Origin of the sequence: Pelagibacterium halotolerans B2, assembly GCF_000230555.1 — a bacterium.
Taxonomy (GTDB): Bacteria; Pseudomonadota; Alphaproteobacteria; order Rhizobiales; family Devosiaceae; genus Pelagibacterium; species Pelagibacterium halotolerans.
Window position 1 is genome coordinate 1,205,944 of the sequence record NC_016078.1, and the last position, 12,436, is coordinate 1,218,379.

Below are 12,436 nucleotides of genomic sequence, written 5' to 3' on the forward strand. Positions count from 1 at the left end.
TTTGGACCGGACTTGGCAATGACGATCAATGAACGGCGTCAGGCAGTGATGAACAAGGAGCTCGAGATTTGTCTCGAGCGGGTTGTATCGAGGTCGGACGGCAGCCGGCTCTGGCCCGAGCTCTATTTCGCCCAGCCAATGGGGTTTCGAGCGCTCACGCTCAATCTTGCGGTGCCTAACCGTCCCGGCCCAGCCCCGGTTCTTGTCTATATTCATGGCGGCGGTTGGATGTTCGGGCACCCCAATGTCCAGCACCCCAACCTTGCGGCCATGAACATTTTCGACGCGCTGCACGCCGAGGGCTACGCTGTAGCACGCATTTCCTATCGCTTGAGTGGCGAGGGCCGCTTTCCCATGCAATTGCACGATTGCAAGGCGGCCATTCGCTACCTTCGCAAGAACGCAGCCCTGTTCGGCATCGATGAGCGGCGCATCGCCGTGCTCGGGGAAAGCGCCGGCGGACACCTTGCCATGTTGCTCGGGCTTGAGACACCTCCCGAATTTGAAGGCACTGTGGGGGTCGAGGGGTATTCGAGCCGGGTCCATGCAGTGATCGACTGGTACGGGATAACCAACTTCCGGTCTCTAGACGCCCAGCGGCTCGCCAATAGCCCGTTCGTGCACGATGCGGCGGACTCGGCGTCGACGCACCTGTTGGGTGGGGCGATTTCCGCGCGGCCCGAAGCGGCGCGAGACGCATCTCCGCTGACCTGGGTTTCAAAAAACGCAGCGCCATGCCTTATCCAGCACGGAACCGGCGACATCGTTGTGCCGCCGGGGCAGGGCGACGAATACTTTGCCGCGCTCGGGGCGGCCGGCGTTCCTGCCGAGATCATGCGGATTGAGGGGGCCGACCATTGTTTCGTGGGAGCCGATACGCGCCCCATCGCCGACAAGGTCATCTCTTTTCTGAACGGCCATCTCCAGGCGGCGGGCGGAATGGCTGGCGGCGCTTAGGCCGCTCCAGCGGTCTCCAGGCCTTTGGCGGTAAAGACATTATGGCTAAGCTCGACAAGGGTCTGGATCGGTTCCCATTGCGACAATTCCTCGCGATGGACGATCCCCACATCGGCGCGGCGGGGATGGACCGTCACCGGCAAGGGTACAATACGCGGTGCTTGCGCGGAGATTACCGCGAACTCGGGCAACAGGCAGAGATTGTCGCTCTGTTGCAGCATCGTCAGCGTGGTCAGAAGGTTCTGGCACAACATCCGGACGTCGGCATCCTTGCCCAGCCGCTCATAAATCATGTGCTGCGTTATTTCTCCATAGATGGGCCACTCGGAATAGACGATCCACGGGTAGTCGAGAAGGGCGGCAGGCCGGATGGTTCCATATCGGTCGACGTTGCCAAAGATCGGATGACCTTCGCGAACCATCACCTCATTTGTGATTTCGGTCAGCTTGTGTCGTACGAGCCTGTCGTCGGAAATTTCGCCGGCGACCCCACCCATTACCCCGCTGAAAGCGACATCGAGCCGTCCCTCGCGCAGATCGGTGATTGTTCCTCCATAGGTCAGGGGCACCAGCTCGAAGATCAGCCAGGGAAAGCGTCTCTGCATTTCGACAAAGACCGGGGAAAGTATGCCCGATCGCCAAAGCGGTCCCGCGCCGATCCGCATGCGCATCTTGTTTTCCGTGGTGCCCGCCGTGAGTTCATGCTCGGCAATGTCCCAATATCGTTCGATCCTGGTCGAGACCGCCAAGACCCGTTCCCCGAACGCGGTCGCAACAACCCCGCGTGCGTGTCGCTCGACGAGTTGCTGTCCGAAGTGAGCTTCGAGCTGCGCCAATGACCGCGAAAGGGCCGGCTGGGTCAGGTTGAGCTTTTCGGACGCCCGCCTGAGACTGCCTTCTTCGAGGATGGTTCTGAGGCGAAACAGATGGGTGATCTGGTCGAGCATTTAGCGATAACTCCTCCTTATCGGGCATGCCTATTTTTTCATTATTCATGCATCGACGCAATTGCTATCTAATTTCCACGTGCCCAAAAAACCCAATTCAAGGGGGCATAGAGGAGGAGCAATATGTCGAGCGTCCGGCGAATGGCCGCTATCGGGCTGGCCCGCACCAATCCGGCGGCCTTCCATGCTTAGCTATCTGATCAGGCGAATCGGGTCCGGTGTCGTTCTTCTCGCCATCGTGGCCACGATCACGTTCGTGATGTTGTTTGGCGCCACCGAAAACGTCGCGCAGAACATTCTCGGTGAGAACGCCACCGACGAGCAGATTGTTGCGCTCGAGCAAAGGCTCGGCCTCGATCGTCCGTTGCTGGCCCAATACGGAACCTGGCTCTCCGGGGCGGTCACCGGTGACCTCGGCACGTCATGGCTCCAGAGCGAACGCGTTTCGACGATCCTTTCTCACCGGGTTCCGGTCACGCTCTCCATGGTCTCGATCGCCATCGTAGTCATAGCCGTCGTTTCGGCCGTGCTGGGAATTGTGGCGGCGGTGCGCGGAGGCTGGGCCGACAAAACGATTCAGGTCCTCAGTATCGTTGGCTTTTCGATGCCCAATTTCTGGCTCGGACTGATCCTGGTTGTCTTCTTTGCGTTAACGCTTCGCTGGTTCCCGGCGACAGGCTACGTTTCCTTTTTTTCGTCCCCGGTCGGGTGGATATCGTCTCTGACGCTGCCCGTCGCCGCGATCGTTCTTTCCGGCATTGCGTCTGCGTCGCAACAGATTCGCGGGGCCGTGATTGACGTGCTCAAGCAAGATTATGTCCGCACCTTGCGTGCCCGGGGGATCAGCCCCAAATCCGTGCTCATTCGCCACGCGCTGCGCAATGCCTTGCCGGCAGCATTGACCGTTCTGTCGGTACAGTTCATCGCGCTGCTCGGTGGCGCGGCGATTATCGAGCGCGTGTTTGCAATTCCCGGGCTCGGCTCGCTTACCGTACAGGCCTCGCTGTCGGGCGACATACCCGTGGTCATGGGTGTGGTCGTCACAGCTATTGTCATCGTGGTCGTCGTCAACGTTGTGATCGACATCATCCACGCCTGGGTCAACCCGAAGGTGAGGCTGTCATGACCGATCAACTCAACGACATGGCAACGCCCGACACCGGTCAGATGCGGCAAGGATTCGTCCGCTCCGTACTTGCCAACCCGCTCGGCCTGGTCGCAAGCATTATGCTCGCAATCGTGTTCGCGGTCGTCATTTTTGCGCCGCTCATAGCGCCTTACGGGCCCGACCATATCGAAATCTTCAAGATGAATGCCAAGCCGGGCAACGGCTACCTGCTGGGCGGTGACGGTGCCGGGCGCGACGTGCTGAGCCGGTTGATCTATGGCAGCCGCAATACGCTGGCCGGCGCTGCCATCGCCGTAGGCGTGGCTGGTCTCCTCGGCGTCTGCACAGGACTGATTGCAGGGTATTACGGTGGAAAGCGCGATGTGGTGCTTAGCTGGATAGCTGACGGGCTTATGGCGCTTCCAGCGCTGATTGTGCTGCTGGCCTTCTATCAGGCATTGGGCACCTCGATCTACCTTTCGATGGTTGTCTTTGGCATCATGCTCTCACCAGGGTTCTTCCGGTTGACGCGCAATCTCGTCAACGGCGTAAAGCACGAACTCTATATCGATGCCGCCCGTGTTTCCGGGCTCTCCGATCTGCGTATCATCGTGCGGCACGTGCTGCGGGTTATCCGGGCGCCGCTGGTCATCCAGACCTCGATTGTGGCCGGTATCGCCATTGTCATCCAGGCCGGGCTCGAGTTTCTCGGCCTTGGAAATCCGGGCACGCCGACCTGGGGTGGGATGCTTCAGAACGCTTTTGCCAACATGTACACGGTACCGATCGCCATTCTATGGCCCGGACTTGCCATCTCGCTCACCGTCGCATCCTTCGTCCTGCTGGCCAACGCCATCCGTGACAGGCTGCAGCAGGGAGACCGGGTAAAATCCGCCCCGTTCGTCCCCGAACGGCCCGATACGCCGGAAACCGCACACGTCGGGAAAGAACTGCCTGCCGAAATGTTGCTCGAGGTACGCGACCTCGTTGTTGGCTATCCTTCGAGATCGGGCTGGAGCAGGGTGGTGCGCGGCGTCTCCCTGTCGCTCAAGCGCGGCGAAGTGCTCGGGCTGGTGGGAGAGAGTGGTTCTGGAAAAACCCAGACGGCCTTTGCGATCCTTGGCCTTCTTTCTGAGGGCGGACGCATACTTTCCGGTTCCATCTGGTTCGACGGGCAGGACCTGACCAGGTTGACCGAAAAACAGATGCGGCCGCTGCGGGGCAAACGCATTGCCTATGTGCCCCAGGAGCCGATGTCCAATCTCGATCCTGCGTTCCGCATCGGCTATCAGTTGGTCGAACCCATGGTCACTGTCCTGGGTATCTCCAAGGCCGAAGCCAGGGCGCGGGCGCTGGACCTGTTGGCCCGGGTCGGGCTGCCCGATCCGCAGCGCACCTTCAATTCCTATCCCCATCAGATTTCGGGCGGCATGGCACAGCGCGTTCTGATTGCCGGAGCCATCTCCTGCAAACCCGATCTTTTGATCGCCGATGAGCCGACCACGGCATTGGACGTGACGGTCCAGGCCGAGGTCCTCGACCTCTTGCGCGACCTCCAGGCCGAATTCGGCATGTCGCTGATCCTGGTGACGCACAATTTCGGGGTGGTCGCCGATACCTGCGAAAAAGTCTCGGTGATGAAGAATGGCGAAGTCGTGGAAACCCAGGGCGTCACCGAACTCTTTGCGGCCCCGCACCATGATTATACGCGCATGCTGCTGGACTCCGTCCTCGATGACTCCTCGACCCGCACCTACGTGGCTCCCGTTAGCGTAGAGGTAAAGGCATGAGCGTTCCATTTCTCGTTGAATGCAAGAACGTAAACACCTTTTTCGGACTCCATCACGTTCTCAAGGACGTATCTCTGACGATCCGTCCCGGCGAAACCGTCGGCCTCGTCGGCGAGAGCGGTTCGGGCAAGACCACCATCGGTCGGGCCATTCTGGGCATCGGGCCGGTCAACTCCGGTCAGATCCTGTTTGAAGGAAAAGACATTGCCGGGCGGGCCCCGCGTGAGCGGAAGGGCAGCGCAGCATCCATTCAGGCTGTATTCCAGGATCCCTACAGCTCGCTCAATCCCTCGATGACCATCGAGGATATCCTGATCGAGCCGGTGGTGGCGCGGGGCCTTGCCACAAGGGCCGATGCGATCGCTAAGGTGCGCAAACTGCTCGATCAGGTGGCATTGCCCGCCGATGCGGCGCAGCGCTATCCCCGGGAATTTTCCGGTGGCCAGCGCCAGCGCGTGGCCATTGCCCGCGCATTGGCGCTTTCGCCGCGTCTGATCGTTTGCGATGAGCCGGTCTCGGCGCTTGATCTTTCCACGCAATCGCGTGTGCTCGACCTGTTCATCGATATTCAGGAACGCACGGGCGTAGCTTATCTTTTCGTTTCCCACGATCTGTCCGTGGTCCGCCACATTTCACACAGGGTCGCGGTTATGCGCAGTGGCGAGATCGTCGAGTTCGGCGAATGCGATAAGGTCACGTCCGATCCTTCACATGATTACACCCGCCGGCTGTTGCTTGCTGCTCCGGTCGCCGACCCTATCAGGCAGGCCGAACGCCGCGTTGCGTTCCAGGCCCTTGGCAAGGAAACCTGACTATGCGCGCCATCATCGTAATGTTCGACAGTCTCAACCGGCGCATGCTACCTCCTTATGGCAGCGAGGGTGTCCATGCGCCCAATTTCGCCCGGTTGGCCGAACGCACGGCGACGTTCGAAAACTGCTACGCCGGCTCCATGCCCTGCATGCCGGCCCGGCGCGAACTGCACACCGGCCGCTACAATTTCCTGCATCGTTCCTGGGGGCCGATCGAACCGTTCGATGACTCCATGCCCGAGATTTTGAAGCGAAACGGCGTCTATACCCACATCGTCACCGACCATCAGCACTATTGGGAAGATGGCGGTGCGACTTATCACAACCGCTACTCGAGCTATGAATTCTTCCGCGGCCAGGAAGGCGATTTGTGGAAGGGCGACCTCAGTAACCTCGATCGCGATCGGCTGGGCGACATCTTCTATCGCATGGTCACCCAGGATCAGGTCAACCGCAAGGCGATGGCTGAGGAGCCCGATCATTGCCAGACCCATACTTTTGATGCCGGGCTCGAGTTCATGCGCACTAACGCCGGGCAGGACGATTGGATGCTGCAGATCGAAACCTTCGATCCGCACGAACCCTTTTTCAGCTACGAGCAGTATCAGGAGCTTTACCCCGATACGGGGGAGGATTTCGACTGGCCGCCCTATGGACGGGTGACGGAAGCCGAAGACAGAGTCCTGCAGGGGCGCAATCGGTATCTGGCGCTTCTGGCAATGTGCGACCGCAATCTGGGTCGTGTGCTCGATGAAATGGACGCCCGCAATATGTGGGACGATACGATGCTCATCGTGTGCACCGATCACGGCTATATGCTCGGAGAGCGCGGCTGGTGGGGAAAGTCGGTCATGCCATGGCTCGATGAAACCATCCACACCCCGTTTTTTGTCTGGGATCCGCGCAGCAAGATAGCCGGCGAGCGCCGCAAATCGCTTGTACAGACGATCGATATTGCGCCGACGCTGCTCGATTTCTTCGGGCTTGAGCCGACCGTTGATATGGAGGGGCGCCCCCTTGCCAAAACGGTCGCTGACGATACCCCGATACGCGAGGCGGGACTGTTTGGAAATTTTGGCGGCCACGTGAGCGTTACCGATGGGCGCTATGTCTATATGCGCTCCTGCGTGGACCTGAAAAACGCCCCCTTGCTCGAGCATACCCTTATGCCCACCCATATGCGCTCGCGTTTCGAACCGGGCGAGTTTTCCGGTGTGGAACTGGTCGAGGGATTCAAATTCACAAAGGGCGTGCCGCTGATGCGCATGCAGGGATGGACCATTCGTGGCCCATGGGAATTCGGGACATTGCTCTATGATCTTCAGACCGATCCCGGGCAGACCAACCCTCTGGACAATCCCGAACTCGAAACGAGAATGGCAAACCTGCTCGTTGATTTGATGCGCGCCAACGATGCGCCGGACAGCCAGTTCAGGCGGCTCGGACTGCCCCTGGAGGGGCCGATCCTGCCCGAGCATCTATTGGTCAGGTCTCAGTGGGACCTTGTGGAAGCCGGGCAGCGTCAGGCGCTTCGTGTCACCGATTTCGCGCCCGGCGCATTGATTGGCACGATGACGCTCGAGGACCTTATGCAGCGTCCCGAGACGCGCTCTGCAATCATTGCCGTTCTGCCTCGCCTCGAAAAGGCGAACCTGCCGCGTCTGCTGCGTGAGCGGTCGCTGATCGAACTCGCCAGCATCTGGCCGGATCTGCCGCGCGAGCGGCTCGAGCGCATAGAAGTCGCCTTGCAGGAACTGGTGCCGGCCTGAACGGGCCGATCATCCGGATTTATCGAACAGAGATAAGACCATCATGGAAAAGACCTCCCGCCCCAACATCATCTTCATCATGAGCGACGATCACGCCGCGCGCGCGATTTCCGCCTATGGCGGAGGGCTCAACTCCACGCCAAACCTCGATCGGCTGGCCAATGAAGGCATGCGGCACGACAGGACCTATGTCACCAATTCGATCTGCACCCCCAGCCGGGCAGCGATCCTGACCGGGACGTATAATCATGTGAATTGCGTCACGACCCTGGCCACCGGGATAAACAACAACCTGCCCAACGTGGCCAAGCATTTGCGGTTCGGTGGATATCGCACCGGCATGTTCGGCAAATGGCATCTGGGTGAGGGCAAGGCGCACGAGCCCACGGGATTTGACGAATGGTGCGTGCTTCCGGGGCAGGGCGATTATTTCGATCCCGCGATGATCGGCCCCGAAGGACGCAAGCGCCACCCGGGTTATGCCACCGACATCATTACCGACATGAGCATCGATTTCATCGAGCGGGCAGGCGATAAGCCGTTTTTCCTGATGTGCCACCACAAGGCGCCCCATCGCAATTTCCAACCCCATCCCAAGGACAGGCATCTCTGGGAGGACGAGGATATTCCGCTGCCCGAGACCTTCAACGACGATTATTCAAACCGTGCGGCGGCCGCTGCTGCCGCAAAAATGCGCATTCGTTCCGACATGGTTTATGGCGATCTCGGCCTGGTCCAGCCCGAAGGCGGCGCGGAAACGGCCGGTGAATTGATGTGGGATGCATTCAATATTCCCGACCGAAAGGTGCCCGAATTGCAGCCGGGCGAGGAAATCACCGTCGTCTGCGCCGATACCGGCAAGAACCACACGTTCACAGATCCCCAGGCATTCGCCGAATTCAAATACCAGCGCTACATGAAGCGCTATCTGCGCACCGTGCAGTCGATCGACGACAATGTGGGACGCATGCTCGACTACCTCGACGAGAGGGGCCTGAGCGAGAACACCATCGTTATCTATACCTCCGACCAGGGTTTCTTCCTGGGGGAACACGGCTGGTTCGACAAGCGCTTCATGTATGAAGAATCGCTGCAGATGCCGTTCCTTGTCCGTTACCCGGCAGCCATCGCGGCTGGATCCACCAGCGAAACGATCGCCTGTAATGTCGATTTCGCGCCGACATTTCTGGACTATGCAGGTCTCCCCATCCCCACCTACATGCAGGGGCGCTCGATGCGTCCGGTGCTTGAGGGCAGCACGCCGGAGGACTGGGACAATCTGGCCTACCATCGCTATTGGATGCACAATGACGGGATCCACGAGGCCTGGGCGCATTACGGCGTGCGCAACGAGCGCTACAAGCTGATATACTGGTACAACAAGGACTTGGGGCAACTCGGTGCCCGTCCCAATAACGCACCGCCTGAATGGGAACTGTTTGATTGCGAGGACGATCCGTTCGAACTGGTCAACCAGGCCGCCAATCCGCAATATCGGGAGATTTTCAAGACAATGCTCGCGCGGCTTGATGCAAAGATGCAGGAAATCGGCGATATCCCCGAGCACGACAGCGCCCGATTGCTAGCCACGCTTGCCGCCTAGCCAATCCCTGGAAACCGGTTGAGATCATGACCCTTCATACCCCCCAGCAAACAACGGTCGACGCCCTTCTCGACCAGATGACGCTCCAGGAGCAGGTGTCGCTGCTCTCGGGCGCCGACTTCTGGTCTCTGCCCGCCGTCGAAAGGCTGGGGATCGGTGCGCTGCGGGTGACAGACGGTCCCAATGGTGCACGGGGCGGCGGGTCGCTGATCGGCGGCGTCAAATCGGCAAGCTTTCCCGTCGGGATTGCGCTTGGGGCGACATGGAACGTCGCACTCCTCGCGGAAATCGGCCGTGCGTTGGCTGAGGAAACACAATCCAAGGGCGCTCATATGCTGCTTGCGCCCACAGTCAATATCCAGCGCTCGGTTACCAATGGCCGCAATTTCGAATGCTATTCGGAAGATCCGATACTCACCGGAGAACTTGCCGCCGCCTATATCGCCGGTCTTCAGGAGCAGGGGATTGCGGCGACGGTCAAGCATTTCGCAGGCAATGAGTCCGAGATCGAACGCACGACGATGTCGTCGAAAATCGACGAACGCGCCCTGCGGGAAGTTTATCTGATCCCCTTCGAATACGCGGTCAAAAAGGGCCGGACCTTGGGGGTGATGACGGCCTACAATCGCGTAAACGGTACGTATGCCTCAGAGCATGAGTGGCTCATTTCCGATGTCCTGCGCAAGCAGTGGGGATTTGACGGCCTTGTCATGTCCGATTGGTTCGGTTCGCATTCGACGGCACAGACAGTCAATGCAGGTCTCGATCTGGAAATGCCCGGCCCGACGCGCGATCGCGGTGAAAAGCTCATTGCCGCGGTTGAAGCTGGCGAGGTTGCCCGTGACACGATCCGTGCACGCACCAAGGCAATCCTGACCGTGATGGAGCGCACGGGTACGCTCAACGATCAGCGCGAACGCATCGAGCGTGCCGATGACAGGCCCGCACACCGCGCGCTGATCCGCAGGGCCGGCGCCGAAGCCATGGTGCTGTTGAAAAACGATGGGGTCCTGCCGCTTTCCGGCAATGATACGATTGCCGTTATCGGCCCAAACGCCAGGACCGCCCAGATCATGGGTGGCGGCAGCGCGCAACTCAACCCGCACTACCGCGTCAGTCCTTGGGAGGGGTTGGTGGCCGCCCTGGGCGAGGAGCGGCTCTCCTATGCACAAGGGTGCACCAATTTCCGCTTCGAACCATTGCTTGAGACCGAACTCACTGTCGACTACTTCGACAACACGGCCCTTTCCGGAGCACCGGAGCATTCGGAAACATTCGGCGAGGCCCAGGCTTTCTGGGTGGGCCATGTCGCTGCGGGCAAGGTGACGCCCGATGCCTTCTCCGCGCGATTGAGCGGTAAATTCGTTCCCCGGACCGACGGCCTTCACAGGGTCGGTATAGCTTCGGCGGGTCTTTCAAGGGTCTATGTCGACGGCAAGCTTGTTTCTGATGCATGGACCGATTGGCGAAAGGGACACACCTTCTTTGAGGAAGGGTGCGACGAGGTGATCGGCGAGATTGAATTGACCGCCGGCGTGCCCGTCGAGATTGTCATCGAATTTGCCACGAAGGCCTATTCCAGCCTCGGCATCTCGGCGTTCCGTATGGGAATTTCTGCACCGCTTGGGAAAGAAGCGATTGCCCATGCGGCAAGCCTTGCTGCCAAATCCGACATTGCCCTCGTCTTTGTGGGACGCAACGGTGAATGGGATACCGAAGGCAGCGACCTTGAAAGCATTTCTCTGCCGGGACGTCAGGACGAGCTCGTGGCGGCCGTCGCCGGAGCCAATCCCAGGACCATTGTCGTGCTCCAGACCGGCGGCCCCGTCGAGATGCCCTGGCTCGATGATGTCGCAGGCGTCGTTCAGGCCTGGTATCCGGGGCAGGAGGCGGGCAACGCCATCGCTGATGTGCTGCTGGGCAGGGCGGAGCCGGGCGGCCGGCTTTCGCAGAGCTTTCCTGTCAAATGGTCGGACAATCCCGCCCACAGCCAGGACCGGAAGGTCTATCCCGGACTGGATGGAGAGGTCGAATATCGCGAGGGCGTGTTTGTTGGCTATCGCCATTATGACAAGCACGGCATTTCGCCGCTCTTTCCCTTCGGCTTTGGCCTGAGCTATACCGAATTCGCACTGAGCGGCCACACGATCGCTGATGCCACGTTCGAAAATGACGGCAAGGTGGCGGTCGATATCTCGGTTGCCAATGTCGGTCAGCGGTCCGGTTCGACGGTAGTCCAGCTCTATGTCGCGCCTCGGGATGCGCCCGTCGATCGCCCCGAAAAGGAACTCAAGGCTTTCGCAAAGGTGCATCTGGAGGCCGGCCAGAGCCGGACCGTACGCCTCGAACTCGATGCCCGCGCCTTTGCTCATTTCGATACCGGGCGCGGTCTCTGGATTGTCAGTCCCGGTCGGTACGACATTGCAATAGGAACCGATGCCAAACAGATGCGCCCCACTGGCTCAGTCGAGCGCATCGGTGAACTGGCGTTGGCACCATGAAGTCATGTTGCGGCCCATCCCGGATGGCAGATACTCCGGCCCCTTCGGCTGAAAAGCTGCGTCAAGCCGCCCCGATATCGAGCGGAACTGCGCTCGATCCCATCCGCGTGCCGGGCGGGAGGAGTTTTGTCGGAACCAATTCGCCGGAAATTCCAGTCGATGGCGAGGGGCCCGAGCGGCCGGTAACGCTCCGTGACTTTGCATTGGAAGCAACGACGGTGACCAATGCGCGCTTTGCCGATTTCGTTGCCGCAACAGGCTACGTGACCGAGGCCGAACGGTATGGCTGGTCGGCGGTGTTTCATAGCGACCGTGAAAGTCTCGACGCTGCGACTCGTGCCGGATCGCAATTGCCCTGGTGGCACAAGGTCGATGGCGTCAGTTGGCGGCACCCCGAAGGTCCGGATTCATCACTTGAGGGACGCGAGGACCATCCTGTCGTTCAGGTTTCCTGGAGAGACGCCAACGCCTTTGCCCAATGGGTCGGTGGACGCCTCCCGACTGAAGCGGAATGGGAGCATGCGGCCCGCGGAGGCACCGAGCGCAGGCGCTTTCCCTGGGGCGACGAGGAGCCCAATGACCACGATGCGATATTCTGCAACATCTGGCAGGGCCGGTTTCCCGATCTCAATACAGCCAGGGATGGTTTTGTCCGCACGGCTCCCGCTAGGAGTTTCGAGTCCAATCCGTTGGGTTTTTATTCGATGAGCGGCAATGTGTGGGAGTGGACACACGACGCCTTCCGCGTGCGCTCGGTCTCCCGGGCCGCCAAGCAGCGTAACGCATATGCCCTCCAGCATTCCGAAAAGGTGCTCAAGGGCGGTTCGTTCCTGTGCCACGTTTCCTATTGCTACCGCTACCGCATCGCGGCCCGCATGGCCATGACCCCCGACAGCGCCGGATCGAACACGGGCTTTCGGGTAGCCTACGACGTTCAATAGAAAGACTG

The 12,436-nt window shown here is 60.1% G+C and carries 9 protein-coding genes; 8 read left to right on the forward strand and 1 reads right to left on the reverse strand.

Going from position 1 to position 12,436, the window contains the following annotated elements; translation table 11 throughout:
* Positions 1-18: 18 nt before the first annotated feature.
* On the forward strand, positions 19-957 hold the full coding sequence (locus KKY_RS05950; RefSeq protein ID WP_014130414.1) for an alpha/beta hydrolase: 939 nt from the start codon (positions 19-21) through the stop codon (positions 955-957).
* On the opposite strand, the gene KKY_RS05955 is transcribed toward KKY_RS05950, so the two are convergent.
* On the reverse strand, positions 954-1,904 hold the full coding sequence (locus KKY_RS05955; protein WP_014130415.1) for a LysR family transcriptional regulator: 951 nt from the start codon (positions 1,902-1,904) through the stop codon (positions 954-956). The genes KKY_RS05950 and KKY_RS05955 overlap by 4 nt on opposite strands.
* 184 nt (positions 1,905-2,088) lie before the next feature.
* On the opposite strand from KKY_RS05955, the gene KKY_RS05960 reads away from it, so the two are divergent.
* The 7 genes from KKY_RS05960 to KKY_RS05990 are packed head-to-tail and all read left to right on the forward strand — an operon-like array spanning position 2,089 to position 12,428.
* On the forward strand, positions 2,089-3,030 hold the full coding sequence (locus KKY_RS05960) for an ABC transporter permease (RefSeq protein ID WP_014130416.1): 942 nt from the start codon (positions 2,089-2,091) through the stop codon (positions 3,028-3,030).
* Entirely contained in the window at positions 3,027-4,802 is a 1,776-nt protein-coding gene (locus tag KKY_RS05965) for a dipeptide/oligopeptide/nickel ABC transporter permease/ATP-binding protein (protein ID WP_014130417.1), read from the forward strand. The genes KKY_RS05960 and KKY_RS05965 overlap by 4 nt, the downstream gene beginning before the upstream one ends.
* Positions 4,799-5,614, forward strand: coding sequence for an ATP-binding cassette domain-containing protein (locus tag KKY_RS05970; protein ID WP_014130418.1), 816 nt, complete (start codon positions 4,799-4,801; stop codon positions 5,612-5,614). Before KKY_RS05965 ends, KKY_RS05970 begins: the two co-directional genes overlap by 4 nt.
* Positions 5,615-5,616: 2 nt before the next feature.
* Positions 5,617-7,383: a sulfatase gene (locus tag KKY_RS05975; RefSeq protein WP_014130419.1), complete on the forward strand. Its 1,767-nt coding sequence runs from the start codon at positions 5,617-5,619 to the stop codon at positions 7,381-7,383.
* 43 nt (positions 7,384-7,426) lie between these two features.
* Positions 7,427-8,986, forward strand: a complete 1,560-nt coding sequence (locus KKY_RS05980) for a sulfatase family protein (RefSeq protein WP_014130420.1) — start codon at positions 7,427-7,429, stop codon at positions 8,984-8,986.
* A 26-nt stretch (positions 8,987-9,012) separates the two neighbouring features.
* Complete coding sequence (locus KKY_RS05985; RefSeq protein WP_014130421.1) at positions 9,013-11,487, forward strand: beta-glucosidase; 2,475 nt, start codon at positions 9,013-9,015, stop codon at positions 11,485-11,487.
* A gap of 23 nt (positions 11,488-11,510) precedes the next feature.
* Positions 11,511-12,428 carry a formylglycine-generating enzyme family protein gene (locus KKY_RS05990; RefSeq protein ID WP_014130422.1) on the forward strand — a complete coding sequence of 306 codons (918 nt, stop codon included), beginning with the start codon at positions 11,511-11,513 and terminating at the stop codon, positions 12,426-12,428.
* The last annotated feature ends 8 nt before the right edge of the window (positions 12,429-12,436 follow it).

What these genes read in the sequence shown, in the direction of transcription:
- KKY_RS05950 (WP_014130414.1), top strand. Translation starts at nt 19, where the DNA reads ATGACGATCAATGAACGGCGTCAGGCAGTGATGAACAAGGAGCTCGAG.
- KKY_RS05955 (WP_014130415.1), bottom strand. Translation starts at nt 1,904, where the DNA reads ATGCTCGACCAGATCACCCATCTGTTTCGCCTCAGAACCATCCTCGAA.
- KKY_RS05960 (WP_014130416.1), top strand. Translation starts at nt 2,089, where the DNA reads ATGCTTAGCTATCTGATCAGGCGAATCGGGTCCGGTGTCGTTCTTCTC.
- KKY_RS05965 (WP_014130417.1), top strand. Translation starts at nt 3,027, where the DNA reads ATGACCGATCAACTCAACGACATGGCAACGCCCGACACCGGTCAGATG.
- KKY_RS05970 (WP_014130418.1), top strand. Translation starts at nt 4,799, where the DNA reads ATGAGCGTTCCATTTCTCGTTGAATGCAAGAACGTAAACACCTTTTTC.
- KKY_RS05975 (WP_014130419.1), top strand. Translation starts at nt 5,617, where the DNA reads ATGCGCGCCATCATCGTAATGTTCGACAGTCTCAACCGGCGCATGCTA.
- KKY_RS05980 (WP_014130420.1), top strand. Translation starts at nt 7,427, where the DNA reads ATGGAAAAGACCTCCCGCCCCAACATCATCTTCATCATGAGCGACGAT.
- KKY_RS05985 (WP_014130421.1), top strand. Translation starts at nt 9,013, where the DNA reads ATGACCCTTCATACCCCCCAGCAAACAACGGTCGACGCCCTTCTCGAC.
- KKY_RS05990 (WP_014130422.1), top strand. Translation starts at nt 11,511, where the DNA reads ATGGCAGATACTCCGGCCCCTTCGGCTGAAAAGCTGCGTCAAGCCGCC.